23 protein-coding genes and 1 tRNA gene are annotated in these 24,421 nt (G+C 69.6%); 19 read left to right on the top strand and 5 right to left on the bottom strand.

All coding sequences use genetic code 11. The features are described 5' to 3' along the window. Positions 1-50: 50 nt before the first annotated feature. On the top strand, positions 51-488 hold the full coding sequence (locus AC3B5L_RS13390; RefSeq protein WP_259951354.1) for a pyridoxamine 5'-phosphate oxidase family protein: 438 nt from the start codon (positions 51-53) through the stop codon (positions 486-488). Between the two features lie 40 nt (positions 489-528). Continuing rightward, positions 529-2,253: a ubiquinone-dependent pyruvate dehydrogenase gene (gene poxB / locus AC3B5L_RS13385; RefSeq protein WP_187662195.1), complete on the top strand. Its 1,725-nt coding sequence runs from the start codon at positions 529-531 to the stop codon at positions 2,251-2,253. Between the two features lie 61 nt (positions 2,254-2,314). Here the strand turns inward: poxB and AC3B5L_RS13380 are convergent, their stop codons facing one another. Both AC3B5L_RS13380 and AC3B5L_RS13375 read right to left on the bottom strand, forming a co-directional pair. After that, positions 2,315-5,107: a hypothetical protein gene (locus AC3B5L_RS13380; RefSeq protein ID WP_259951355.1), complete on the bottom strand. Its 2,793-nt coding sequence runs from the start codon at positions 5,105-5,107 to the stop codon at positions 2,315-2,317. 28 nt (positions 5,108-5,135) lie between these two features. Beyond that, positions 5,136-6,956 (bottom strand): HSP90 family protein, encoded by a 1,821-nt coding sequence (locus AC3B5L_RS13375; protein ID WP_490095865.1) that lies wholly within the window; start codon positions 6,954-6,956, stop codon positions 5,136-5,138. A gap of 192 nt (positions 6,957-7,148) precedes the next feature. Here AC3B5L_RS13375 and AC3B5L_RS13370 point away from each other — a divergent pair. The 9 genes from AC3B5L_RS13370 (at position 7,149) to AC3B5L_RS13330 (ending at position 12,910) form a co-directional block, all read left to right on the top strand. Beyond that, positions 7,149-7,221, top strand: a tRNA-Trp gene (locus tag AC3B5L_RS13370). Between the two features lie 39 nt (positions 7,222-7,260). Then, on the top strand, positions 7,261-7,533 hold the full coding sequence (secE, locus tag AC3B5L_RS13365; RefSeq protein WP_025102339.1) for a preprotein translocase subunit SecE: 273 nt from the start codon (positions 7,261-7,263) through the stop codon (positions 7,531-7,533). Between the two features lie 42 nt (positions 7,534-7,575). After that, entirely contained in the window at positions 7,576-8,610 is a 1,035-nt protein-coding gene (gene nusG / locus AC3B5L_RS13360) for a transcription termination/antitermination protein NusG (RefSeq protein ID WP_025102338.1), read from the top strand. 305 nt (positions 8,611-8,915) lie between these two features. Then, positions 8,916-9,347 (top strand): 50S ribosomal protein L11, encoded by a 432-nt coding sequence (gene rplK / locus AC3B5L_RS13355; RefSeq protein WP_025102337.1) that lies wholly within the window; start codon positions 8,916-8,918, stop codon positions 9,345-9,347. A gap of 11 nt (positions 9,348-9,358) precedes the next feature. Next, the gene (gene rplA / locus AC3B5L_RS13350; RefSeq protein WP_025102336.1) at positions 9,359-10,048 is read left to right on the top strand and encodes a 50S ribosomal protein L1; all 690 of its coding nucleotides are present in this window, start codon (positions 9,359-9,361) and stop codon (positions 10,046-10,048) included. Between the two features lie 190 nt (positions 10,049-10,238). After that, positions 10,239-11,054, top strand: a complete 816-nt coding sequence (locus tag AC3B5L_RS13345; protein ID WP_366237541.1) for an amino acid ABC transporter substrate-binding protein — start codon at positions 10,239-10,241, stop codon at positions 11,052-11,054. A 3-nt stretch (positions 11,055-11,057) separates the two neighbouring features. Further along, positions 11,058-11,723, top strand: coding sequence for an amino acid ABC transporter permease (locus tag AC3B5L_RS13340; RefSeq protein WP_187662191.1), 666 nt, complete (start codon positions 11,058-11,060; stop codon positions 11,721-11,723). Beyond that, positions 11,710-12,513, top strand: coding sequence for an amino acid ABC transporter ATP-binding protein (locus AC3B5L_RS13335; protein ID WP_269474804.1), 804 nt, complete (start codon positions 11,710-11,712; stop codon positions 12,511-12,513). Before AC3B5L_RS13340 ends, AC3B5L_RS13335 begins: the two co-directional genes overlap by 14 nt. A 40-nt stretch (positions 12,514-12,553) precedes the next feature. Beyond that, a complete protein-coding gene (locus AC3B5L_RS13330; RefSeq protein WP_490095864.1) occupies positions 12,554-12,910 on the top strand; it encodes an iron chaperone in 357 nt (118 codons plus the stop codon). Between the two features lie 4 nt (positions 12,911-12,914). On the opposite strand, the gene lysE is transcribed toward AC3B5L_RS13330, so the two are convergent. Next, a complete protein-coding gene (lysE, locus tag AC3B5L_RS13325; protein WP_490095863.1) occupies positions 12,915-13,568 on the bottom strand; it encodes an L-lysine exporter in 654 nt (217 codons plus the stop codon). A gap of 69 nt (positions 13,569-13,637) precedes the next feature. Between lysE and AC3B5L_RS13320 the strand changes: the two genes are divergently transcribed. After that, positions 13,638-14,522 carry a LysR family transcriptional regulator ArgP gene (locus tag AC3B5L_RS13320; protein WP_490095862.1) on the top strand — a complete coding sequence of 295 codons (885 nt, stop codon included), beginning with the start codon at positions 13,638-13,640 and terminating at the stop codon, positions 14,520-14,522. 34 nt (positions 14,523-14,556) lie between these two features. Here AC3B5L_RS13320 and AC3B5L_RS13315 read toward each other — a convergent pair whose 3' ends face one another. After that, positions 14,557-15,237, bottom strand: coding sequence for a YqaJ viral recombinase family protein (locus tag AC3B5L_RS13315; RefSeq protein ID WP_490095861.1), 681 nt, complete (start codon positions 15,235-15,237; stop codon positions 14,557-14,559). Positions 15,238-15,482: 245 nt separating this feature from the next. On the opposite strand from AC3B5L_RS13315, the gene AC3B5L_RS13310 reads away from it, so the two are divergent. The 3 genes from AC3B5L_RS13310 (at position 15,483) to rplL (ending at position 17,713) form a co-directional block, all read left to right on the top strand. Then, positions 15,483-16,457, top strand: a complete 975-nt coding sequence (locus AC3B5L_RS13310; RefSeq protein WP_187662187.1) for a hypothetical protein — start codon at positions 15,483-15,485, stop codon at positions 16,455-16,457. Positions 16,458-16,792: 335 nt separating this feature from the next. Next, positions 16,793-17,281 carry a 50S ribosomal protein L10 gene (rplJ, locus tag AC3B5L_RS13305; protein ID WP_025104226.1) on the top strand — a complete coding sequence of 163 codons (489 nt, stop codon included), beginning with the start codon at positions 16,793-16,795 and terminating at the stop codon, positions 17,279-17,281. A 48-nt stretch (positions 17,282-17,329) separates the two neighbouring features. Then, on the top strand, positions 17,330-17,713 hold the full coding sequence (gene rplL, locus AC3B5L_RS13300; protein WP_025104227.1) for a 50S ribosomal protein L7/L12: 384 nt from the start codon (positions 17,330-17,332) through the stop codon (positions 17,711-17,713). Positions 17,714-17,780: 67 nt separating this feature from the next. Here the strand turns inward: rplL and AC3B5L_RS13295 are convergent, their stop codons facing one another. Then, positions 17,781-18,785 (bottom strand): LacI family DNA-binding transcriptional regulator, encoded by a 1,005-nt coding sequence (locus tag AC3B5L_RS13295; protein ID WP_268776698.1) that lies wholly within the window; start codon positions 18,783-18,785, stop codon positions 17,781-17,783. Between the two features lie 283 nt (positions 18,786-19,068). Between AC3B5L_RS13295 and AC3B5L_RS13290 the strand changes: the two genes are divergently transcribed. The 4 genes from AC3B5L_RS13290 to AC3B5L_RS13275 all read left to right on the top strand — a co-directional run bounded on the left by AC3B5L_RS13290 (position 19,069) and on the right by AC3B5L_RS13275 (position 24,369). Beyond that, entirely contained in the window at positions 19,069-20,391 is a 1,323-nt protein-coding gene (locus AC3B5L_RS13290) for an ABC transporter substrate-binding protein (protein ID WP_315637825.1), read from the top strand. A 110-nt stretch (positions 20,392-20,501) separates the two neighbouring features. Next, positions 20,502-21,839, top strand: a complete 1,338-nt coding sequence (locus tag AC3B5L_RS13285; protein ID WP_187662184.1) for a carbohydrate ABC transporter permease — start codon at positions 20,502-20,504, stop codon at positions 21,837-21,839. Continuing rightward, on the top strand, positions 21,839-22,807 hold the full coding sequence (locus AC3B5L_RS13280) for a carbohydrate ABC transporter permease (protein ID WP_187662183.1): 969 nt from the start codon (positions 21,839-21,841) through the stop codon (positions 22,805-22,807). The genes AC3B5L_RS13285 and AC3B5L_RS13280 overlap by 1 nt, the downstream gene beginning before the upstream one ends. A gap of 191 nt (positions 22,808-22,998) precedes the next feature. Next, on the top strand, positions 22,999-24,369 hold the full coding sequence (locus AC3B5L_RS13275; protein WP_259951362.1) for a cystathionine beta-synthase: 1,371 nt from the start codon (positions 22,999-23,001) through the stop codon (positions 24,367-24,369). Positions 24,370-24,421: the final 52 nt, after the last annotated feature.

Genomic DNA, 24,421 nt, shown 5'->3' with positions numbered 1-24,421 from the left:
GCCGGGTCGACGGGGGTGCGCGTCGAGGACGGACGAGGCACAATGGCGGCATGAGCGCGCACACGGATCCGGTCCAGACCCTCACCGCGGAGCAGAGCTGGGAGCACCTGCGCAGCCAGGAGCTCGGGCGGCTCGTGACCCGGGTCGGCGACACCATCGACATCTTCCCCGTGAACTATGCCGTGGACGGCGAAGGCCTGCTGTTCCGCACCGCCCCCGGGAGTAAGCTGTTCGAGCTGACGGTCACCGCCGACGTGCTCTTCGAGGTCGACGACCACACGGACACCGCGGCCTGGAGCGTCATCGTGCGCGGACGTGCGGAGGCTCTGGAGACCGACGCCGACATCGAGCGGGCGGAGGCGGCTGGCCTGCGCCCGTGGATCCCGACCGACAAACGCGTGTACGTGCGCATCGCCCCGGCATCGGTGTCCGGCCGTGCGTTCCGGCGCGATCCGGAGCCCGACCGGGACGGGCCGCAGGAGTACTGAGCCCGGCCCGGGGAGGCGTCGGCGGGCGTAGGGTCGGGGTATGGCCAACGTCGCTGAGAACATCGTCAAGACTCTGAACGCCAACGGAGTCGACCGGGTCTACGGCATCCCGGGCGACTCCCTGAACGGACTCACGGACGCCCTCCGCAAGGACGGCCGGATCCGCTGGGTGCACGTGCGCCACGAGGAGTCCGCCGCCTTCGCCGCCGCGGCCGATGCCGGCACCACCGGGGACCTCGCCGTCGTGGCGGGCTCATGCGGCCCCGGCAACCTGCACCTCATCAACGGCCTGTACGACGCGCAGCGCTCCCGGGTGCCGGTGCTGGCCATCGCCGCCCACATCCCCACCGTCGAGATCGGCACCGGATACTTCCAGGAGACGCATCCGCAGGAGTTGTTCCGCGAGTGCAGCGTGTACGTCGAATACGTCGCGGACCCGTCGCAGATGCCGCGGCTGATGGAGATCGCCATGCGCGCGGCCATCGAGCAGCGCGGCGTCGCGGTCCTCGTGATCCCCGGTGATGTGGCGCTGTCCGAGATCGCGGACGACCGTGCCGTGGTGATCGAGCGCACCCGCCCGCTGATCCAGCCCAGCGGTCCGGAGCTGGAGAAGGCCGCGACCATGCTGAACGCGGCCAAGAAGGTCACCATCCTCGCCGGGGCCGGCGTGGAGGGCGCGCACGACGAGGTGATCGCGCTCGCCGACGCACTCGGTGCCCCCATCGTCCACGCGCTGCGCGGCAAGGAGTTCATCGAGTACGACAACCCGTTCGACGTCGGCATGACGGGGCTGCTCGGATTCGCGTCGGGTTATCGGGCGATGGAGGCGGCGGATACGCTCCTCGTCCTCGGCAGCGACTTCCCGTACGAGCAGTTCTACCCGGAGCACGCGACCACCATCCAGGTCGACATCCGCGGCTCGCAGCTCGGCAAGCGGCACCCGCTCGACCTCGGGCTCGTCGGCGACGTGAAGGCGACCGCCGAGGCCCTGCTGCCCCGACTCGCCCGGAAGGACGACCGCGGCCACCTCGACGACGCCGTGGCCCACTACCGGAAGACGCGGAAGAAGCTCGACGAGCTCGCGGTGCCGGCGAAGGGCGCACGCCCCATCCACCCGCAGTACCTGGCACGCCTGCTGGACGAGTACGCCGCCGACGACGCGATCTTCACCGCCGACGTGGGCTCGCCGACCGTCTGGGCCGCGCGCTACCTGTCCATGACCGAGGGACGCCGGCTGATCGGGTCGTTCACGCACGGCTCGATGGCGAACGCCCTGATGCACGGCATCGGCGCGCAGGTCGCACATCCGGATCGTCAGGTCGTGGCGCTCGCCGGCGACGGCGGCCTCGCGATGATGCTCGGCGAGCTGCTCACGCTCACCCAGAACGGTCTCCCGGTCAAGACGATCGTGGTGAACAATTCATCGCTGAACTTCGTGGAGCTGGAGATGAAGGCCGCCGGCTTCGTCACCTACGGCACGGGGCTCGACAACCCGAGCTTCGCGGCGATCGCCGAGGCCATGGGCATCTTCGCCCGTCGGGTGGAGCGCAGCGAGGATCTGCCGGAGGCGGTCCGTGAGGTCCTCGCGCACGACGGTCCCGCGCTGCTCGACGTCGTGACCGAGCGCCAGGAGCTGTCCATGCCGCCGGCGATCGAGGCCGCGCAGGTCAAGGGCTTCGCGCTCTACGCGATCCGCACGGTCATGTCGGGCCGCGGGGACGAGCTGCTCGACCTCGCACGGGCGAACTGGCGTCAGCTGTTCTGACGCGCTCACCACCGCGACGACGCCGGCTCGGGACCCCTGTGGATCCCGAGCCGGCGGCGTGTCAGTTCTCGACGAGGGCCCTGACCTCTGCGGCCTCGGCGTGCCGTCCCAGTGCCTCCAGCACATCGCCGAGCTCCAGTGCCGCGACCTGACGCAGCGGCGGGAAGCTCTCGGCATGGTCCAGGGCGCTCCGGTAGACGGGTACGGCGTCGGCCGGACGGTCGTTCCCCGCGAGGACGCGCCCCGCGAACAGTTCCGAGCTCCCGGCGGCGCCCTGATCCCCGAGCGCGGCGAAACCATCGGCGGCAGTGAGGGCGGCGGCGACGGACTCGTCGATCCGGCCGAGCTGGGCCAGGGCGCGGCCGCGGGAGTCGGTCACGTCGGCGAGCAGCCATCCGGCTTCATGCTCCTGGGCGAGCGCGGCGACCTCGTCGAAGAGGGGGAAGGCGCGCTCGTCGCCGCGACCGCCGTAGGCCTGGCCGAGGCTGTGCAGCACCTCGGACAGCGCGCCGACGGCCTCGGGGGCGCGACGAGCGATGTCCGCAGCGCCCTCCAGCAGCCGCACGGCGTCGTCGTGCTCCTCGAAGCGGGCGAGGATCTTCGCCTGCTCGGTCATGGCCATGGCCTGGTCGGCGTGCGCCTCCGCCTGTCCGAACAACTCGGCGGCGTAGCCGTGTGCGCCGACCGCCTGGCCGAACTCTCCGGACTCGGCGAGAGACCGGGCGAGGAGAGAGGCCGTCATGGCACGGGAGCCGGCGGGCGTCTCGGCGTCCTCCTCGCGCTGGAGCACGTCGCCGAAGAGCTCCGCGGCCTCCTCGGCGTCTCCCGCGCGGAGCATCGCCCTGGCCAACCGGAAGTCCACGCCGGTGCGATCGCCGTCATCCTGCAGCCGAGCAGCCAGACGGTAGCGGGCGACGGCCTTCTCGGGCTCCTCTGCGTCCTCCCAGAGCGCGCCCGCGAGCACATGGGCGTCGGCGAGAGCCCGCGTGGCGCCGAGCTCGGCGAGCAGCCGGCACACCTCGTCGGCGTCCGTCGCCCCATCCTGGTACGCGCCCGTGCCGCCCCGCACGCGGGCCCGAGTCTGCAGCGCGTGGGCCCGATGACCGGCGGACAGGTCGTCCTGGGCGAGGAAGCGGTCGAGGAGCGTGCGGCCGGCGTCGAGGTCGCCCTTGCTCAGCACGGCGCCGATCGCCACGAGGGTGGTCGTGTTGGACAGCCTGGTGTCCTCCGCCTCCGCGAACGAGCGGGCCGCGAGCTCGGCGAGGTCGAGGGCCGCGTCCGGCTCCTCGGCCCTGAGGTGCAGCGACGCGCGGCTGATGGCCAGGTCGCCGCGCGACCAGGCCGGCAGACGGTCGGCCGCGGCCAACTCCTCTTCGAGTGCCGCCATGGTCTCGTCGGTGTGCAGCCCGAAGGTCGCGAGCTTCAGACGCTCCTCGAGGTCGGCCTGCGCTTCGTTCCCTGCGGCCCGCAGGGCGGCGATCCGCTCGGGGAGGAGGCGCTCGGCCTCGTCCACGCGATCGAGCGCCACGAGGATGCCGAGGTGCATCGACAGGAGCTGCGCGCGCTGGGCGGGGTCGTCGACCTCCAGGGCGTGCGGCAGCGCGGCGAGGGTCTCCTGCTCGGCGCCGAACTGCGCGAGCTGCATCGCCCGCTCGTACCAGGCCTCCGGATCCGCCGGAGTGGTGGCCGGGGTCGGGGCGACGAACGCATCGGAGCGGATCGGGACGTCATAGCGCTCGTCGGCGAGAGCGCGCATCCGGGCGAGGCTGCGGGCGTGGCCGTCGGTGCCGTCCCGCTCGTCGAACTGCGCCCCGATGCGCTCGGCCGTGGACCAGGCGGCCGCGGCGAGGTCGGCGGCGCTCCACGGGCCGTCGTGGGCCCCGAGCAGCGGCACGAGTGCAGGGGCGTCGGCACCGCGGACCGGGGTGTCGCCGTGGCCGGCGGCGGTGACGCGGTCGAGAGCGACCGCGAACGCCGTGAGGGCGGCGAAGTGCGCGTCGACGTTGAGGCCGTCGTGGGCGAGCCACGCGACGTGCTTCTCGATCAGGGCCAGCGCCCGCGCCTCGTTGCCGGTGATCGCGGCGAACACGATGTTGTTCGCCACGATGCGCAGGTTGTCGGGGTTGTCCTTGGCCAGTCGGTAGCTGCGCAGGTGCGCGGTCTTCGCATCTTCCGTGCGTCCGGCGCGGAGGTACGGGAGGAGGACGCGGGAGAGCGCGTGCTCCGGCTCCTCGCCGCAGGAGAAACCGCCCTCGATCATCTCCTCGACGAGCCGGATGGCGTCGGCGTCGCGATCGGTCTCCGCGAAGAATCCCGCGAACTGGCTGCGGCTGCACGCGTCGCAGTGGCTGTGCTCGTCGCGCGGCGTGGCCTCGAGCTGCACGCGGAGGGCTTCGGCGGCGTCGAACCGGCCGGCGTCCCAGGCGTCCTCGAAGCGGGCGGTCAGCACGCCGCTGAGGCCGAGTCCTGCGGCACGGTAGTGCGACTCCATGTCGTCGAGCACCGCGGCGATCTGCTCCTGCGAGAAGGCGGGGGAGGAGCGCAGCGAGGACGCCATCCACTTGAACTGCCACATCAGGTCGGCGCCGCCGTTGTCGAGGTCGGCGGGGAACCGCTGCGGGTCGGCGTCGTGATGCGCGAGGCACCACGCGAAGGAGTTCAGCATGACGTCGGTGGCACCGACCATGTTCGCCGACGCGGTCTGCCGCATCCGGGCTTCGTATTCCAGCCGTTCGTCGCCGATCTCGATGGCCAGCGCGACCGCCTCCGCCACGAGGGCCTGCTCCGCCGGGCCCCACGGGGTGCGATCGATCTCCTCGATGAGCTGCTGGAAGCGCTTCTTCGGACGTGCCATGGAGGGCCCTTCGGGTAGTCGGGGGGTGTCAGCGCGCGTCGAAGGGGAGAGTGTCCCCCTCGATACCGGCGGAGAGTGAGACGAGGTCGGAGAGGGCGCTGGTCATGAGCGCCCGATCGGCGTCCGCGAGGGGGTGGTGCCCCGCGAGAAGCGCCTGGATGTAGAGCAGCTGGACCGTGCGTGCGAAGACGGCGTCGTCCTCGACGCGGACGAGGGCCCGGACGACGCGGTTCGACCAGTTCAGACACAGTCGCGCCGTGAGGTCGTCGTCCCGCGACGAGGAGAGCGTCTGGTCGATGCGGTCGAGCACCCCGCCCCAGAGCGTGCTCGCGATGCCCTTGGTGCGCCCGCGGTCGATCGTCCGCAGCACCTCGGGGTCCGCCACGTACAGTCCGGTCAGCTCCGGGCGGTCGATCGCCCGGACGACCACGGCGCAGTCCGAGGACTGCAGGACGGCGCCGGCGCGGGACTCCAGCGCCATCGCGATGTCCCGGTCGTCCAGCGGCGGCGGGTCGAGGCGATCGAGCTCCCCGGTCACGTCGACCTTCTCGACCGTGACCTGCGGGTAGAGGTCGGGGAGCAGCCGGATCAGGTCGGCGTCGTAGAGGTAGCCGCCGTTGACGAGGACCTCGTCGGACGGCGAGATACCGGCCACCTGGCGGAACTCGTCGACCGTCTGGGCGTAGCGCACGTGCGGGTACCGCTCCACGAGGTCGCCGATCCGCAGCGTGCCGTGCGTGGTCTCCACCGTGAGCCAGCGGGTGATGAAGCGCGCGAGCTCCTCGTCGTGGCGCACCAGGGACTTGAGTCCGACCTCGTGCACGGCGACGAACTGGGCGAGGCGATGCGGTTCACGCAGTCCGAGTTCGAGCACCCAGCGGCGGATCCCGGCGCCGAGCTGTTCGCGGACGTGCTCCAGCGCCGTGTCCTCGACGAGGGATTCGCGGCTCGCGGTCGGTGCGAGGCCGGTGGAGTCGATGACGGCGCGCACGAAGAACGCCCAGTCGGGCAGCACGTCGTCGACGCGTTCCGACAGCAGCATGCGGCCCAGATACATGCGGGTCGCCTGCCGGGCGCCGGGCGGAGGAGCGAAGGGCAGGACGTATGCCAGGCCCTGCGTCCCGGTCGCCGGCTCGGTCAGCGGGATCACGTCCAGCGGCGCCGCACCGAGCAGGTCGCGGCCGTACTGCACGGCCGCTTCGACGTCGGCGGCGGGGTCGAGGAAGGGCGCCTCGCGGGTCACGTCGATGTCCCCGCCGGTCGCATCGATGGTCACCCGCACGGGCAGGAACTCGCCGAACGTGGTCGCGAGCTCGTGCACGGCGGCCGGTCGCAGCAGCTCGTCGGCGTCGAAGCGCGGCACGAGGTGCACGCTGGTGCCGATCGGCAGGTCGTCATCGATCTCCGCGACCCGGAAGGTGCCGTCGGCGCTGCCCGTCCACTCCACCGCGGAGCCGCCTCTGGCGCTGCGGGAGCGGATGACGATGGTGTCGGCGACCATGAAGCAGCTCAGCAGCCCGATGCCGAACTGGCCGAGGAAGTCGCTCCGGGGGAGGTCGAAGATGTCCCGCTTGGAGCTGCGCCCGACGGTCGCGAGGAGATCGGCGACCTCGGCCGCGGTCAGCCCCACCCCGTCATCGCGGAGTACGAACTCGCCCGTCTGTGCGGTGAGCGGCGTGATGCGGATGCGGCCTCCGCCCCCGTCGACCTCGCGGCGCGCCGCGATCGCGTCCCGCGCGTTCTGGAGCAGTTCCCGCAGATAGACCCGGGGACTGGAGTAGATGTGCCTGCTGAGCAGGTCGACGACTCCGCGCAGATCCACCTGGAACTGCTGCACATCCCCACTCACATGCGTCCCTTCCTGCTTCGTCCGCCCGCCGAGCCTAGCAACAACGCGGGTTCCGCTTCCTGTTCGGCACCACGGGATCGATGCCGTATGCTTGGTGAGCAGTTGTTCTCTGCATTCTTTCGCCGTGCCTGGCGTCTTCGACATCGGCCGGTGGCAGGGTGGGGAGGGCATCCCCGAGACCTCCGGGTCTCTAGGGCGGTAGCTCAATTGGCAGAGCAGCGGTCTCCAAAACCGCAGGTTGCAGGTTCGATTCCTGTCCGCCCTGCGCGTCAGCGCACGCTGACACACGAAAGGTACATTCAGGATGGATCAGGACGAACCGCGCGGCGACGTCGTCGCGGCCGGCGCCACGCGCCAGAAGAAGGGCAACCCCTTCTCCCGGTTCTTCGGGGGCATCGCCCTGTTCATCCGCCAGGTCATCGCCGAACTGCGCAAGGTCGTCACCCCGACCCGCAAGGAGCTTTTCAAGTTCACGGGTGTGGTGCTCGTCTTCGTCCTGATCGTCATGGGCATCGTCTACGGTCTCGACTACGTCTTCGGGCTCCTGACGCACTACGTGTTCGGAATCCCTGGCTGATGACCCCCGCGGCATCGGCCGCAGCTATGGAGAAGAAGCAACGTGTCTGAACGATATTCCGACGACGCCGACTGGGCGACCGCCGCAGAGCAGTCCAGCGAGGAGGACGAGGCCCAGGAGGGCAACGTGCTCGCCGCCGAGGAGCTCTCGGTCACCTCTGCCGAGCACGTCGCGGTCCACGTCGAGGACGAGGACGGCGAGCAGGAGACGGAAGACATCGACATCGACATCGACGACCCGGAGGCGGACGCCATCGTGAACGACGCTCTGAACCTGGACGAAGCCGCGGAGTCCGAAGCCGCCGCCGAGGTCCTCAACGATTCCGTGGCCGAAGAGGTCGCGGAGCAGGAGGCCGAGGCCGCCGACGAGGTCACTCCCTACGAGGGGCCCGACGTCAACGGCGAGGACGACCGTCCGGCCGCCGAGTCCGACGAGGACGAGTCGGCTTCCGAGGAAGACCCGTACGAGGCCTTCCGCATGGACCTGCGCATGCTCCCCGGCAAGTGGTACGTCATCCACTCGTACGCCGGCTTCGAGCGCAAGGTCAAGGCGAACATCGAGCAGCGCAAGTCGACGCTCGAGGTCGAGGACGAGATCTACCAGGTCGAGGTCCCGATGGAGGACGTCGTCGAGATCAAGAACGGCCAGCGCAAGATGGTCACCCGCGTGCGCATCCCCGGCTACGTCCTGGTGCGCATGGAGCTCACGGAGGACACCTGGTCGGTCGTGCGGCACACCCCCGGCGTCACCGGCTTCGTGGGCAACGCCCACAACCCGACGCCGCTGCGCTTCGAAGAGGCCTTCAACATGCTGAAGTCCCTCGTCGAGGTCAAGGACGTCCCGACCGCCAAGAACATCGCGGCCAAGGGCGGCGTCGCCGTCGCCCGTCCGCTTCCCGCCGAGGTCGACTTCGAGGTCGGCGAGACCATCACGATCAAGGAGGGCTCGTTCGCGGGTCTTCCCGGTTCGATCAGCGAGATCAAGCCCGAGAGCGGCAAGCTCACGGTCCTCGTCTCCCTCTTCGAGCGCGAGACCCCGGTCGAGCTGTCGTTCGACCAGGTCACCAAGATGATCTGACCGCGGGTCACTGAGCCCGCCGAAGTGCACGAGAACGGCCGTCCCTTCCGGGGCGGCCGTCTTCTCTTCCCGGACCCACCCCGTTCCGTGCCTACCGGCCCGTTGCGGACGCACGCAGAGGGCCGGCTCGCGCCCAAGGGGCCGGCTCGCGAGTGGGGGAGTGATCGGGTAGACTTACGTGGTTTGTGTGATAGCCCGCTGGGGTCCCTGAGCTTGTCGAAGGGCGCGCAGACGACCACGGGCCGGAGAGGCCGGAGCCGTGGGAGAAGCGGATGCTCGCATCCGCCTCGAGGAAAGGAAAGAGAATGGCACCGAAGAAGAAGGTGACCGGCCTGATCAAGCTTCAGATCAACGCCGGTGCCGCCAACCCGGCGCCGCCGATCGGCCCCGCGCTCGGTCAGCATGGCGTCAACATCATGGAGTTCTGCAAGGCGTACAACGCCGCGACCGAGTCGCAGCGTGGCAACGTCATCCCCGTCGAGATCACCGTCTACGAGGACCGCAGCTTCACCTTCGTCCTGAAGACCCCGCCCGCGGCGGAGCTCATCAAGAAGGCCGCCGGCGTGCAGAAGGCTTCGGCCACCCCGCACACCGTCAAGGTCGGCAAGATCACCAAGGACCAGGTCCGTCAGATCGCCGAGCAGAAGCAGGCCGACCTGAACGCGAACGACATCGAGGCCGCCTCGAAGATCATCGCCGGCACCGCCCGTTCCATGGGCATCACGGTCGAGGGCTGAGGAGAATAATCATGGCTACCAAGTCCAAGGCTTACAAGGCTGCCGCCGAGAAGATCGAGGCAGACCGTTTCTACACGCCGTCCGAGGCCGTCGCGCTCGCGAAGGAGACCGGTTCGGCGAAGTTCGACTCGACCGTCGAGGTCGCGCTGAAGCTCGCCGTCGACCCGCGCAAGGCGGACCAGATGGTGCGCGGCACCGTCATCCTGCCCCACGGCACCGGTAAGACCGCCCGCGTCATCGTGTTCGCCACCGGCCCCGCGGCCGAGGCGGCGATCGCTGCCGGCGCCGATGAGGTCGGCGGCGCCGAGCTCATCCAGAAGGTCGCCGACGGCTGGACCAACTTCGACTCCGCGGTCTCGACCCCGGAGCTCATGGGCCAGGTCGGCCGTCTCGGCAAGGTGCTCGGTCCCCGTGGCCTGATGCCGAACCCGAAGACCGGCACCGTGACCCCGAACCCGGCCAAGGCCGTCGAGGAGATCAAGGGCGGAAAGATCGAGTTCCGCGTCGACAAGCACGCCAACGTGCACTTCGTCATCGGCAAGGCCTCGTTCTCGGCCGAGCAGCTGAACGAGAACATCGACGCCGCTCTCGAGGAGATCGTCCGCCTCAAGCCGTCCAGCGCCAAGGGCCGTTACATCCAGAAGGGTGCGGTGTCGACCACGTTCGGCCCCGGCATCCCGCTGGACGTCAACGCCATCTGACGCGTCGACGGGTTCGCACCTGTCGCACCGAACGCCCCCGGGTCCGCCCGGGGGCGTTCCGCGTTCCCGGGCCGCCCGCGACATCCGGCGTCATCCGATGCGGGGAACGCCCGGAGCGACGCGTACTGTGGGGGAGTTCCCGCGGTCGTCGCGTAAACTCGCACCCGCGCTTCTCACCCCAGGAGGGTCCATGTCCCGTCGTCTCATCGCCGTCACCGCACTCGTCGTCGCCGCTGCCGCCCTGACCGCGTGCAGCGGTTCGAGCACGCCCGCGAGCACGGACGGCGAGAGCGCCGCGGGCTCCGACCTCGGCCTGGTGAAGGACGGCACGCTGACGGTCGCGACCGAGGGCACCTACCGGCCGTTCAGCTTCCACGGCGACGGCGGCTCCGGCGACCTCACCGGCTACGACGTCGAGATCATCCAGGCCGTCGCCGACGAGCTCGGTCTGAAGGTCGAGTTCCAGGAGACACAGTGGGACGCGATCTTCGCGGGGCTCGACGCGGGCCGCTTCGACGTGATCGCGAACCAGGTGTCGATCAACGACGAACGCGAGGCCAAGTACCTCTTCAGCACCCCGTACACGGTGTCGCCCGGCGTGATCGTGGTCAAGGAGGACGACGACTCCATCTCGTCGTTCGACGACCTCGAGGGCAAGACCACGGCGCAGTCCCTCACGAGCAACTGGTACGAGCTGGCCACCGAGTCCGGCGCCAAGGTCGAGGGCGTCGAGGGCTGGGCGCAGGCCGTGGAGCTCCTCCGCCAGGGCCGGGTGGACGCCACCGTCAACGACAAGCTGACCTTCCTCGACTACGAGACGACCAACAGCCCGACCGGCCTGAAGATCGCCGCGGAGACCGACGACGCCGGCGAGCAGGCCTTCGTGTTCACGAAGGACAAGGAGGCGCTCGTCGATGCGGTCGACGAGGCGCTCGACACGCTCCGTGCCGACGGCACACTGGCCGAGATCAGCGAGAAGTACTTCGGCGAGGACGTCTCGCAGTAGGCGATGCAGAATCCCTGGGAGCTCTTCTTCTCCTCGCTCGGGCCGATCGCCTGGGCAGGGCTGACGGCGACGATCCCGCTCGCCCTGGTGTCGTTCGTCCTGGGGCTCGTGATCGCGATCGGCATGGCGCTGATGCGGATCTCGGTGCACCCGGTGGTGTCCGGCATCGCGCGGTTCTACATCTCGGTGATCCGCGGCACGCCGATGCTCGTGCAGCTCTTCGTGATCTTCTACGGCCTGCCGTCCGTCGGGGTGACCCTCGATCCGTGGCCGAGCGCCATCATCGCGCTCTCGCTCAACGTCGGCGGCTACGGCGCCGAGGTCGTGCGGGCGGCGATCCTCTCGGTGCCGAAGGGGCAGTGGGAGGCCGCGTACACGGTCGGCATGAACCGCACCCGCACGCTGACCCGCATCATCCTGCCGCAGGCCGCCCGGGTCTCGGTGCCGCCGTTGTCCAACACGTTCATCTCGCTCGTGAAGGACACCTCCCTCACCTCGCTGATCCTCGTGACGGAGCTGTTCAAGGTGGCGCAGCAGATCGCCTCCACCACGCTCGAGTTCATGGTGCTGTACCTGGCCGCAGCGCTGGTCTACTGGGTGATCTGCCTGGTGCTCTCCTTCGGGCAGAGCGCCCTGGAGAGGAGGCTCGACAGTCGTGTCGCGCACTGACCCCACGGCCGAACCGCTGCTCACTGCACGCGGGCTGCACAAGAGTTTCGGCACCACCGAGGTGCTCCGCGGCTTCGACCTCACATTGCATCGGGGCGAGGTCGTGGTGCTCATCGGACCCAGCGGCTCGGGCAAGACGACCGTCCTGCGCGCCCTGAACGGGTTGGAGACGCCGGACGCGGGGACCATCGTGATGGCCGGGGGACCGGAGATCGACTTCGCACCGGAGGTGCGCCCGAAACCGCGCGTGGAGAAGCAGCAGCGGCTGGCGCTGCGTGACCGGTCGGCGATGGTGTTCCAGCACCACAACCTGTTCCCGCACCTGACCGTGCTGGAGAACGTCATCGAAGGGCCGTGGCGGGTGCAGGGCCGTCCGAAGACCGAGGTCGTCGCCGAGGCCCAGGCGCTGCTCGCCCGGGTCGGCCTCGCCGACAAGGCGGACGCGCGGCCGCATCAGCTCTCCGGAGGGCAGCAGCAGCGGGTCGGCATCGTGCGGGCGCTGGCCCTGCAACCGGACCTGCTGCTGTTCGACGAGCCGACGAGCGCCCTCGATCCGGAGCTGGTCGGCGAGGTGCTGCTCGTCATCAAGGAGCTCGCCGATGAGGGATGGACGATGGCCGTCGTCACCCACGAGCTGAGCTTCGCCCGCGAAGCCGCAGATCACGTGCTCTTCCTGGACGGCGGCGTCGTCGTGGAGCAGGGGCCGCCTGCTCAGCTGTTCAGCGCCCCGCAGCATGAGCGCACGCAACGGTTCCTCACGCGCATCCTCCGTCCGCTCGACGGCGCCTGAGCCCTCGACCCCGAGGGCGATCGGTGGCAGGATGCGGTGCGTGGGCACCATCGACGACTACCTGACCGACCTCGACGCGGCGGACCGCGCAGTGATCGATCGCGTGTACGCGATCGCCGCGGAGGAGGTGCCGGATGCGGAGCAGGGCAAGGGGTATGGGATGCCGGCGCTCGTGCTCGCCGGAAAGCCTCTGCTCTCGGTGATGCGTGCGAAGAAGCACATCGGTGTCTACCCGTTCAGCCCCGAGGCGGTCGCTGCCGTGGCGGGCCTCCTCGGCGGTCATCCCGATATCAGCGTCGACAAGGGGACGATCCGGTTCCAGCCGGAGCACCCGCTGCCGGAGGACGCGGTCCGGGCCCTCGTCCGGGCGCGGGTGGCGCAGATCGACGCGGCGTGAGTGGCTAGGCGTCCAGCACCGGGAGCACCAGGCTCACCGCCAACGTGATCATCACGACCGCGATCACCGCGTCGAGGAGACGCCAGGAGCGCGGGGTGCGCAGCCACCGTCCGAGGTAGCGGGCACCGAAGCCGAGGGCGGTGAACCAGAGGAGGCTCGCGATGACCGCCCCTGCCGCGAACAGCCATCGCTCGTCGCCGTGCGTCGCGGCGATCGAGCCGAGCATCAGCACCGTGTCGAGGTACACGTGCGGGTTCAGCCAGGTCAACGCCAGTGTCGTGAGGATCACCGGGGCGAGGCGGGTGCGGGTGAGGGTCCCGGTGCCACCGGACGCCTCGAGGACCGGAGCGTCGCCCCCGTCGACCACCAGCTCCTCGCCGCCACGCCAGGCCCGTCGCGCCGCGAGCACCCCGTAGCCGAGGAGGAACAGCGCCCCTGCCCAGCGGGCGACGACGACGAGCCAGGGAGCGGCGGACAGCACGAAGCCGAGCCCGGCGACGCCGACGATGATCAGCACGGCGTCGGAGAGGGCGCAGACGATCACGACGGTGAGGACGTGCTCGCGCCGGATGCCCTGTCGCAGCACGAACACGTTCTGCGCGCCGATCGCGACGATGAGCGACAGGCCGAGGCCGAGGCCGCCGAGAACGGTGAGCATGCATCGAGCCTAGGGATGCTGGCCATGAGTTGCAGCGAAGATTCCTTTCCCCCCATTAGCATCACTGATGTGAGGATCGACCCGGAGCTCGCCGCCACGCTCGCCGCCGTCGCGGACGAGGGGACCCTCGATGCCGCCTCCCGCCGCCTGCGCGTCACCCCGTCCGCGGTCAGCCAGCGGCTCAAGGCGCTCGAGGAGCAACTCGGGCGGATCCTCCTCGTGCGCAGCAAGCCGGTCCGCCTCACCGAGGCCGGGGAGTCCGTCGTGCGCCTCGCGCGGCAGATCGCGCTCCTGGAGCAGGATGCGCTCGCCGGGGTCGGCATCGAGGAGGACGGCGGGGGACACCGCATCACGGTGCCCCTGGCCGTCAACGCGGATTCCCTGGCGACCTGGTTCCTCCCGCCGATGGCGCGCCTCTCCGCCGCGCACGACATCGACCTGGACCTGCACCGCGACGATCAGAACTTCACCGCCCGACTGCTCGAATCGGGAACGGTCATGGCCGCGGTGACGAGCGAGGCCACGGCGGTCGCGGGGTGCACGGTCACGCCCCTCGGCGTGCTCGAGTACCGCGCCATGGCCGAGCCTGCCTATGCCCGTCGATGGTTCCCTGACGGCGTGACGCCCGCCGCGCTGGCGCACGCGCCGTTCGTCGACTTCGACCGCCGGGACACCCTGCAGCATGAGTGGCTGGCGGCGCGGGGAGTGCCGGCGGCGGGCGTTCCGCGACACTACGTCCCGGCGTCGCACGACTACGCGCTCGCGGTCGGCCTCGGCCTGGGCTGGGGGATGGTGCCGCGACTGCAGGAGGTCCCCGGGCTCGTCGCGCTCGGCGGTCCGACCCTGCGCGTTGCCCTGTACTGGCAGCAGTGGAACCTGCGCTCCGCGCTGCTGGACACGATCGCGGCCGAGGTCGCGGGAGAAGCACGTCGCGTACTCGCTCGCGACCCCTGACGGGGCGGGTCGTCCCGAGGCCCTCGGCGTTCGCTCAGTCGGTGAGGGCGAGGGCGCGGAAGGCGTCGCGCTCGCGGAGCTGCTCGCGGCGACTGTCGACCGGGGCGACGGAGCGCGTCGGCACCGCGCGTCCCGTTGTGCGACGGTACAGCTCGTCGATGAGGTCGGTCGCGAGACCGACGAGTTTGGCGATCTCGCGGTCGTCCCGGTCGATCCACACGCAGCGGGGCTCGTCGTGGATGGGGGAGAAGTCGACGTGCTCCTCCCAGACGAACAGGGTGCGCTCGGCGCCCAGCACGTGCTGCTGCCACCAGACCTGGCGCAGGTACGTGCGCGGGATGCCGCGGAAGGCCTTGTTGGTGGTCTTGATCTCCGCGAGGCTGACGCGACCGTCCGCGTCCACCGAGATGCCATCGGGGGTGGCCAGGTGGCGGTGCTCGACCTCGGCGCGGAACAACGCGGAGGAGGGGAAGATGCCGTGCGTCGCGGCGACCCAGGCGGCGATCTCGGGCTCGCGGCGTCGACCGTGGTCCGTGTAGGCGTTGCCGCCGAACCGCGGCCCCCCGCCGAGCTTGGCGTCGGCGGCACGGGCGATCGAGCGTTCGCTGGTGAGTCCGGCGACGTCGGTGGCCGTGATGCCCCGGGACCGTGCCCTCATCCACGCCACGCGGTCGCGCGAGTCCGCGACGATGCGAGCTTGGAGTTCCGGGGTCACCAGAAGACTCTAACTCTCCCCCACCCCCGTTCCCGCCGTACACGCCGCCCCTCCCGCCCTCCCGCCGAGCCACCCCCTTCCGTGCGTCCCGGCCCCCTGCGTGCGCGCGAAAGAGGCCGGGGCGCACGCACAGGGGTGGGTCGAGGAGGACGGATGATTCCTGCACAAGAAGGGGAAGGAGGAGAGGGGTGTGAGGAACTCACGGACGAGGGAGCCCAAGGGGAGCGGGTACGGAGACTCGAGGCATGAGACAGGTGAGTGTGGACGAGATCCGGGCGATGCTCCTCGGTCGTCGGCGGCTGGAGGAGGAGGGGTGGGGGTCTCGGACGCTCCACGCCGCGGTGGAAGGGCGGCAGCTGCATCATGTGCGTCGCGGGTGGTACCTCGCGCAACGGGACTGGAGCGATCTCGCCCCGGAGTCCCGGCACCGTGCGGAGGTGGTGGCCGCCGACCTCGCGGCCTCGGGGACGCGGCCCGTGTTCTCGCACGCCTCGGCTGCGGTGCTGTGGGGTCTGCCGCTGTACCGGGTGCGGCCGACGAGGGTCCATGTGACGGCGCCCCCCGACCGTCGCCACAGCACCTCGGGGATCCTGCGGCACGAGGGCGCGGTTGCCGCCGGCGACATCGTGGAGCGCGACGGCATCCGCTGCACCTCCCTCGCCCGGACGGTCGTCGACCTCGCCCGCACGGCCGCTCCGGAGGCGGCTCTCGCCGTCGCGGATGCCGCCCTCGCTCTGGTCGGCGGCGACCCGTGGGAGTTCGACGACACCGCGGCGCAGGCTCTCCTGACGGACCTCGCGGATCGAGTGCGTCGTCCCCGGCTCCGCGGCATCGTGCAGGCCCGTCGGATCGTGGTCCTGGCCGACGGGCGCGCGCAGCTTCCGCTGGAGAGCGTGACGCGGTACCGGCTCCATCAGCTCGGCTTCGGCAGGCCGCGTCTGCAGGTGCCGGTGGACGGACCGCGCGGCGGTCGGTTCTGGATGGACATCGCCGTCGACCAGTCCCGCACCTTCGTGGAGTGCGACGGCCGGGACAAGTACCTGGACGAGGGCCTCCGCGGCGGCCGGCCCGTGTCACAGGTCGTGCTCGACGAGAAGATCCGCGAGGACTGGGTGCGCGGGACCACCGGCTGGCGGGTGGTCCGGGTGACGAGCGAGCACGTCGCCTCCCTCGCCGCGGCCGACGCACACTTCCGTGCCCTCGGCCTCTTCGCCCGCTGAGTCGCTGACCCACCCCCTTCCGTGCCCTCCGGCCCGTTGCGTGCAGGCGTAAGGGGCCGGGGTGCACCGAAAGGGGTGGGTCGACGGAGGAGGAGGGACGGAGGAGGGGGATTTGGGGGGAGAGGGAGCGTGGGGTACAGTGGTCGTAACCGAAGACCGCTGGTCATCGTGTGCGCGTGAGTGCACAGGATCGAAGCTCTGCATCGCAGGGGCCCGCGCAGGTGTCACGAACTTCCGAGCTCCGTGCGCTTGCGCCGGAGCTCTTCTCTTTTGCAGGGGGTCGGAGGCCGGCGCCCCACCACCGTGCGGCGCCTCGTACACACCAAGGAGTGACCATGGCGCAGAAGGATGCATCGGTCAACGAGCTCACGAAGTCATTCGAGAACTCGAACGCCGTCCTGCTGACCGAGTACCGCGGTCTGACGGTTGCCCAGCTCAAGCAGCTGCGCAACAGCATCCGTCAGGACGCTGAGTACGCCGTGGTGAAGAACACGCTGACCAAGATCGCCGCCAACAAGGCCGGCATCTCCGCGCTGGACGACGACCTCAAGGGGCCGTCGGCTGTCGCGTTCGTGCACGGTGACTTCGTCGCCACCGCCAAGGCTCTGCGTGACTTCGCCAAGGCCAACCCGCTTCTCGTGATCAAGTCGGGCATCTTCGAGGGCAAGGCCCTCACCGCCGACGAGGTCAACACGTACGCCTCGCTCGAGAGCCGCGAGGTTCTGCTGGCGAAGGCCGCGGGCATGATGAAGGCGACGATGGGCAAGGCTGCGGCCACCATCGACGCGCTTCGCGAAAAGCTGGAGACCGCCGAGGCCGCGTAAGCGACCGGCGATCTCGTCTACAAACCCCATCTATCTAGGAGATACATCATGGCGAAGCTTTCCACCGAGGAGCTGCTCGAGCAGTTCGCCGGCCTGACCCTCATCGAGCTCAACGAGTTCGTGAAGGCGTTCGAGGAGAAGTTCGAGGTCACCGCTGCTGCCCCCGTCGCCGTCGCCGGTGCCGCTGGCGGCGCAGGCGAGGCCGCGGCCGAGGAGGAGAAGGACTCCTTCGACGTCATCCTCGAGGCTGCCGGCGACAAGAAGATCCAGGTCATCAAGGCTGTCCGCGAGCTCACCTCGCTCGGCCTCGGCGAGGCCAAGGCCGTCGTCGACGGTGCTCCGAAGGCCGTCCTCGAGGGCGCCAACAAGGAGACGGCCGAGAAGGCCAAGGCTGCTCTGGAAGAGGCCGGCGCGACCGTCACCCTCAAGTAATTCCAGCGCACCAGCGCTTCTGCGAAGGCCCCGGGTTCCGCCCGGGGCCTTCGTGCGTCCGCGGGGGTCAGCGCGGCGCCGCGGTCGAGCTGCGGACGACGAGCGCCGAGGCGGCTTCGACGCGCTCGACCGGAGCATCCGGCTCGCTCATCCGCCGCATCAGCAGGCGCACGGCTTCCCGTCCCTGATCCCGCGGCGACTGTCCGATGGTGGTGAGGGCGAACATCTCCGCATGCTCGTGGTCGTCGATCCCCACGACGCTGAGCTCGGTCGGCACCGCGATGCCCAGGCGGCGAGCCGCGATGACGGCGCCGATGGCCGCCTCGTCGCACACGCCGACGATGGCGGTCGGACGGTGCCGCCGGTCGCCGAGGAGTCCCGCCGCCGCCGCGTAGCCGCCCGGCATCGTGGGAGCCGAACCGGCGACCCGCGCCCGCGGCGTGAGTCCCGCCGCGTGCAGCGCCTCCCGGTAGCCGGCCAGGCGGCGGGCGTCGCCGTAGCTGAGGTCGGTGTCATCCGTGGCACCGCCCACGAACGCGATGTCGGTGTGCCCGAGGTCGATGAGGTGTTCGGTGGCGATCCGGGCGGCGGCCGCGTCGTCGATCGACACGGCGCTCGATCCCGCGCTGTAGGGGCCCACGCTCACGAGCGGTCGCCCCGTATGGTGCAGCCGTTCCAGCTCGCGGGCGCTGGGCTGGATGCCGACGGCGATGATGCCGTCGAACCTCCGGCCGGGCAGCACGCTCTCGAACAGCCGCTCCCTGGTCTCCGAGCGCTCGGGGACGCCGTAGAGCGAGAGGTCGTAGTCGAGCGCGAGCAGCGATTCCTGCACGCCCGCCAGCAGCTCGGCGAAGAACCACCGATCGACCGGCGGCATCACCAGGCCGATGGTGCCGGTACGCCCCGTGGCCAGGCTCGTGGCGGAGGAGTGCGCGACGTACGCGAGGTCCTGCGCCGCCTCCTCCACCCGCTGCCTGGTCTCCTCCGAGACATAGCCGCGGCCGCTGAGCGCACGGCTCGCCGTCGCTTTGGACACACCGGCGCGCATCGCGACGTCGGCGATCGTGCTCATCGTGTCCTCCTCGACCCGGTTCCACGACGGCGAGCGATCGGGCACTCGCCGGGAGCCATCGTAGCCGTTCCACACCGGGGGAGGAACCGGTTCCAGGCGCGCCGGACTGGGAGCGCTCCCACCTTGTCGTCCACTCGGATGTCAAAGGGTTGTGATCTTGTAACCTTCCCCAGTTGTACGGCGCGAAGGAACCCGAGTAGGTTGGCCTGGAATCGGTTCCCCAATGGTTGCGGCGATTGCTCTCCTTGGGCGGACTGAAGATCCACCTGAAGAGGAGAAGTACATGGCTTTGTCACAGCGATACCGCCTGCTCGCCCCCATCGCACTCGTCGGCGTCGCGTCTCTCGCGCTCGCCGGCTGCGCCGAGGGCGGGGGCGACGAGGGCGGAGAGACCAAGGACACCGTCCGGATCTCCGGCGGCATCACGGGCGTCGAGGCCGACGACCTGAACGCGTCCTTCGAGCAGTTCACGAAGGACACCGGTATCAAGGTCGAGTACACCGGCGACAAGGGCTTCGAGGGCAACATCGTCACCAAGGTGACGGGTGGAGACGCCCCGGACATCGCGATCGTCCCGCAGCCCGGTCTGCTCAAGACCCTCGTCGACACGGGCAAGGTCATGCCGGCCCCCGAGGCCGTCGAGTCCGCCGTCGACGAGAACTGGTCCGAGGACTGGAAGAAGTACGGCACGTTCGACGACACCTTCTACGCGGCGCCGATGCTGGCGAACCTCAAGGGCTACGTCTGGTACTCGCCGAAGCAGTTCGCCGAGTGGGGCGTCGAGGTCCCGGAGACCTGGGACGACATGATCGCCCTCACCGACACGATCGTCGAGAAGACCGGCGGTCCGGCCTGGTGCGCGGGCTTCTCCTCCGAGGCGGCATCCGGCTGGCCGGGAACGGACTGGATCGAGGACCTCGTCCTGCGCCAGTCGGGCCCCGAGGTCTATGACGACTGGGTGGCCGGCGACGTGAAGTTCACCGACCCCGAGATCAAGCAGGCCTTCGACGCCGTCGGTGAGATCCTGCTCAACCCGGAGTATGTCAACGCCGGCTACGGCGACGTCAAGAGCATCAACTCGACCGCCTTCGGTGACGTCGCCAACGCGGTGGCCAAGGGCGACTGCGCACTGACCCACCAGGCCTCGTTCCTGTCGGCGAACTTCCTCGACACGGAGACCGCGGACGGCAACGTCCCCGAGGTCGCGCCGGACGGCGACGTCTACGCGTTCATCATGCCGGGCGAGACCGCGGGCGAGCTCCAGGTCGAGGGCGGCGGCGAGTTCGTCGCGGCGTTCTCGGACGACGAGGCCACCCAGAAGGTGCTCGAGTTCATGGCATCGCCCGAGTTCGCCGACGCGCGTGTCGAGCTCGGCGGCGTCATCTCCGCCAACAAGAACGCCGACCCGAGCCTCGCTTCGAGCGAGTTCCTCCAGGAGGCGATGACCATCATGCAGGACGACGCGACGACCTTCCGGTTCGACGCTTCCGACCTGATGCCGTCGACCGTCGGCTCGGGCTCGTTCTGGAAGGGGATGGTCGACTGGATCGACGGCAAGGACACCGACACGGTGCTCTCCGACATCCAGGCCGGCTACGAGAACTGATCGCCTCGACGCGATCTTCGTAGGCAGAGCGGGGCCGGGCTGCACAGCCCGGCCCCGCTCCACCGATCCGTACTGCGCGGGAACCCAGCACGATCCAGAAGGGGACGTTCATGTCGCACGCGACCATCGAGAAACCCGTCGAGGCTGACGCGCCGCCGACGACGCATGGCACCGACGAGAAGGGGAGGAAGGCCACGCGGACGGTCCTCGCGATCGGCTTCGTCGTCGTCGCCGCCCTCGCTCTCCTCCTCGTCTTCACCGCCCCGACCGAGGAGTCCTCGCGGATCACGATCGGGTTCTCGCTCAACAGCTTCTTCCTGTGGCTGGGCGGTCTGAATCCGTTGGTGCAGATCCCCGCCGTGCTGCTCGTGTTCGGCGTGGTCGTGGCGATCATCCTCGTGCTGATCGAGTTCGCGCCCCGCCCCGGTCGCGGCTACTCGATCATGCGGCTGGTCGCGTGCCTCGTCATCCCGGTGCTCGCCCTGCTGCTGCTTCGTCCCTACGCGAACGCCGTGGTGTACGTCGTCGCGATCGCACTGCTCGTCGGTGCGCTCCTCTTCTTCGCCGACTTCCGCGCCCGACAGGGAGCCGGTTACCTGTTCCAGCTCGTGCTGTTCATGGCTCCCGCGGCGATCATGCTGCTGCTGGGCCTCATCTACCCGGCGATCTCGACGATCTTCAAGTCCTTCTTCGACAAGTCGGGCAACCAGTTCGTCGGACTCGAGAACTACATCTGGGTCTTCACCAACCCGGTCGGCACGTCGTCGGTGATCAACACCATCATCTGGGCGCTGCTCGCTCCGGTGATCTCGGTGGTCATCGGTCTCGCGTACGCCGTCTTCATCGACCGTGCGCGCGGTGAGAAGTTCCTGAAGGTGCTCGTGTTCATGCCGGTGGCGATCTCCTTCGTCGGCGCGGGCATCATCTGGAAGTTCATGTACGACGCCCGCCAGGGCGACCAGATCGGTCTCCTCAACGCCATCGTCACCGCTTTCGGCGGCGACCCGGTGCAGTGGCTGGCCATCAAGCCCATCCTCAACACGCTCATGCTGCTCATCGTGTTCATCTGGACCCAGACCGGCTTCGCGATGGTCATCCTCTCCGCCGCGATCAAGGCCGTGCCGATCGAGCAGATGGAGGCGGCCGAGCTCGACGGCACGAACGCCTGGCAGCGCTTCCGCAACGTGACGGTGCCCGGCATCCGGTCGTCGCTGATCGTCGTCCTCACGACCATCACGATCGCCTCGCTGAAGGTGTACGACATCGTCGCCGTGATGACCGGCGGCCGGGACGAGACCAGCGTCCTCGGTTTCGAGATGGTCAACCAGCAGCAGCGGTTCCAGAGCTACGGGCACTCGTCGGCGCTCGCCGTCGTGCTGTTCCTGTTCGTGTTGCCGCTGATCGTATACAACGCCCGATCGATGGCCAAGCAGAGGGAGATCCGCTGATGAGTGCAACCCAGGCCACCGTCGTGGACAACCGCACCAAGCGCCAGGTGGCGCGCGACACGCGTCGTAATGAGGCGACCGCCCACAAGAAGCTGACCTCGAAGGGGGCGACGATCGCGGCCGCGGTCATCGCGCTCTTCTGGACGATCCCGACCTTCGGCCTCTTCGTGACGTCGTTCCGTCCGGGCGCCGACACGCAGAACAGCGGCTGGTGGACGGTCTTCTCCAACCCGGAGTTCACGTTCGACAACTACGTGCAGGCGTGGAACTCGGGCGGGACCTCGACGACCCTCGCGACCGCGTTCATCAACTCGCTGGCCATCACGATCCCGGCCACCGTGTTCCCGATCGTGATGGCGGCGCTGGCCGCGTACGCGTTCGCATGGATCGACTTCAAGGGTCGGAACATGCTCTTCATCTTCGTGTTCGCGCTGCAGATCGTGCCGCTCCAGATGGCCCTCGTGCCGCTGCTGAGCCTGTTCTCGGACGGGCTGACGATCAACGACGTGCCGATCTTCCCCGGGTTCGGGCTGAACGAGGTGCAGTACAGCTTCGCCCGCGTCTGGATCGCGCACGCGATCTTCGCGCTCCCGCTGGCGACGTTCATGCTCCACAACTTCATCTCCGAGATCCCGGGCGAGATCATCGAGGCGGCCCGCGTCGACGGTGCCGGACACGGACAGGTGTTCTTCCGGATCATCCTGCCGCTGGCGGCTCCGGCGATCGCGTCCTTCGCGATCTTCCAGTTCCTCTGGGTGTGGAACGACCTGCTGGTCGCGACGATCTTCGCCTCGCCCGGCGCCCTGCCGATCACCCAGGCGCTGAACTCGCTCTCCGGGACCTGGGGGAACAAGTGGTTCCTGCAGTCCGCGGGAACGTTCATCTCGATCATCGTCCCGCTGATCGTGTTCTTCGCCCTGCAGCGCTTCTTCGTCCGCGGCCTGCTGGCCGGCGCGACGAAGGGCTGACCCTTCGACGGGCTCATGCCCTTCGACAGGCTCAGGGGCCCAGGCCCTTCGACAGGCTCAGGGGCCCAGGCCCTTCGACGGGCCCAGGCCCTTCGACGGGCTCAGGGACCCAGGTTCTGGGTCGCTGAGCCTGTCGAAGCGGCGGTGAAACACATCCCCGGCGGCGGGAGCCCGCGCCGTACCCTGAACAGATGAAGTACGCAGACTCCATTGTCGACCTCGTCGGCGACACGCCCCTGGTGAAGCTCCAGCACGTCACCGAGGGCATCGCGTGCACGGTGCTCGTGAAGCTCGAGTACCTGAACCCGGGCGGGTCGGCGAAGGATCGGATCGCGGCCCGGATCATCGACGCCGCCGAGGCCGCGGGGGACCTGCAGCCCGGCGGGACGATCGTCGAGCCCACGAGCGGCAACACCGGCGTCGGGCTCGCCCTCGTCGCCCAGCAGCGCGGCTACCGCTGCGTCTTCGTGCTCCCGGACAAGGTGGGCGAGGACAAGATCGACGTGCTCCGCGCGTACGGCGCGGAGGTCGTCGTGACCCCGACCTCGGTCCCGGCTGACAGCCCGGAGTCGTACTACAGCGTGAGTGACCGGCTGGCACGGGAGATCCCCGGGGCTTTCAAGCCGAACCAGTACGAGAACCCGAACGGGCCGCGCAGCCACTACGAGACGACGGGACCGGAGATCTGGCGGGACACCGACGGCCGGGTCACCCATTTCGTCGCCGGCGTGGGGACGGGCGGCACGATCACCGGCACCGGCCGCTATCTGCGCGAGGTGTCCGACGACGCGGTGCGCATCATCGGCGTCGACCCCGAGGGCAGCGTCTACAGCGGCGGCACCGGTCGGCCCTACCTCGTCGAGGGCGTGGGCGAGGACATCTGGCCGGGGGCGTACGACCCCGCGGTCCCGCACGAGATCGTCGCGGTCGGCGACGCGGAGTCCTTCGCGATGACGCGGCGCCTCGCCCGCGAGGAGGGCATCCTCGTCGGCGGCTCCAGCGGCATGGCCGTGGTCGGCGCGCTGCGGGTGGCGAAGGGCCTCCCGGCGGACGCGGTCATGGTCGTGCTCCTCCCGGACGGCGGGCGCGGCTACCTGGGCAAGATCTTCAACGACGGGTGGATGCGTTCCTACGGTTTCAGCGAGGTGGAGGAGGGGGAGACGGTCACCGACGTGCTCGCGGCCCGGTCCTCCCGCCACGGCCTTCCCGACCTCGTGCACGCACACCCCACCGACACGGTGCTCGAGGCGATCGGCATGATGACGGAGTACGAGGTGTCGCAGCTCGTCGTCCTCAGCGCCGAGCCGCCGGTGATGATGGGCGAGGTCGTCGGCACCGTCGACGAGAAGGGCCTGCTCGACCTGCTCTTCCGTGGCGAAGCCGAGCCGAGCGACGCCGTCGGCGCGCACGTGGGGGAGCGGCTGCCGCTGATCGGCATCCATGCGCCGGTCGCGCAGGCACGGGCCGCGCTCGCCGACGCCGACGCCCTCCTCGTCACCGAGGACGGCAAGCCCCACACGGTGCTGACCCGGCAGGATCTGCTCGGCTACCTCTCGCGGTGACGCGGGACGTAACAGGCCGGGACCCGTCGGAGGACCCGGACGTAGGCTGAGA

Source organism: Microbacterium sp. C-MGS6, from assembly GCF_058140415.1.
This window is presented reverse-complemented; position numbering and strand designations above follow the sequence as displayed.

Excerpts from the sequence above, each read along its gene's own strand:
- AC3B5L_RS13285 (WP_187662184.1), top strand. The coding sequence starts at position 20,502 with ATGTCGCACGCGACCATCGAGAAACCCGTCGAGGCTGACGCGCCGCCG.
- AC3B5L_RS13310 (WP_187662187.1), top strand. The coding sequence starts at position 15,483 with ATGAGACAGGTGAGTGTGGACGAGATCCGGGCGATGCTCCTCGGTCGT.
- secE (WP_025102339.1), top strand. The coding sequence starts at position 7,261 with ATGGATCAGGACGAACCGCGCGGCGACGTCGTCGCGGCCGGCGCCACG.
- AC3B5L_RS13345 (WP_366237541.1), top strand. The coding sequence starts at position 10,239 with ATGTCCCGTCGTCTCATCGCCGTCACCGCACTCGTCGTCGCCGCTGCC.
- AC3B5L_RS13290 (WP_315637825.1), top strand. The coding sequence starts at position 19,069 with ATGGCTTTGTCACAGCGATACCGCCTGCTCGCCCCCATCGCACTCGTC.
- AC3B5L_RS13340 (WP_187662191.1), top strand. The coding sequence starts at position 11,058 with ATGCAGAATCCCTGGGAGCTCTTCTTCTCCTCGCTCGGGCCGATCGCC.
- rplA (WP_025102336.1), top strand. The coding sequence starts at position 9,359 with ATGGCTACCAAGTCCAAGGCTTACAAGGCTGCCGCCGAGAAGATCGAG.
- AC3B5L_RS13390 (WP_259951354.1), top strand. The coding sequence starts at position 51 with ATGAGCGCGCACACGGATCCGGTCCAGACCCTCACCGCGGAGCAGAGC.
- rplJ (WP_025104226.1), top strand. The coding sequence starts at position 16,793 with ATGGCGCAGAAGGATGCATCGGTCAACGAGCTCACGAAGTCATTCGAG.
- AC3B5L_RS13295 (WP_268776698.1), bottom strand. The coding sequence starts at position 18,785 with ATGAGCACGATCGCCGACGTCGCGATGCGCGCCGGTGTGTCCAAAGCG.
- AC3B5L_RS13380 (WP_259951355.1), bottom strand. The coding sequence starts at position 5,107 with ATGGCACGTCCGAAGAAGCGCTTCCAGCAGCTCATCGAGGAGATCGAT.
- lysE (WP_490095863.1), bottom strand. The coding sequence starts at position 13,568 with ATGCTCACCGTTCTCGGCGGCCTCGGCCTCGGCCTGTCGCTCATCGTC.
- rplK (WP_025102337.1), top strand. The coding sequence starts at position 8,916 with ATGGCACCGAAGAAGAAGGTGACCGGCCTGATCAAGCTTCAGATCAAC.
- AC3B5L_RS13280 (WP_187662183.1), top strand. The coding sequence starts at position 21,839 with ATGAGTGCAACCCAGGCCACCGTCGTGGACAACCGCACCAAGCGCCAG.
- poxB (WP_187662195.1), top strand. The coding sequence starts at position 529 with ATGGCCAACGTCGCTGAGAACATCGTCAAGACTCTGAACGCCAACGGA.
- AC3B5L_RS13275 (WP_259951362.1), top strand. The coding sequence starts at position 22,999 with ATGAAGTACGCAGACTCCATTGTCGACCTCGTCGGCGACACGCCCCTG.
- rplL (WP_025104227.1), top strand. The coding sequence starts at position 17,330 with ATGGCGAAGCTTTCCACCGAGGAGCTGCTCGAGCAGTTCGCCGGCCTG.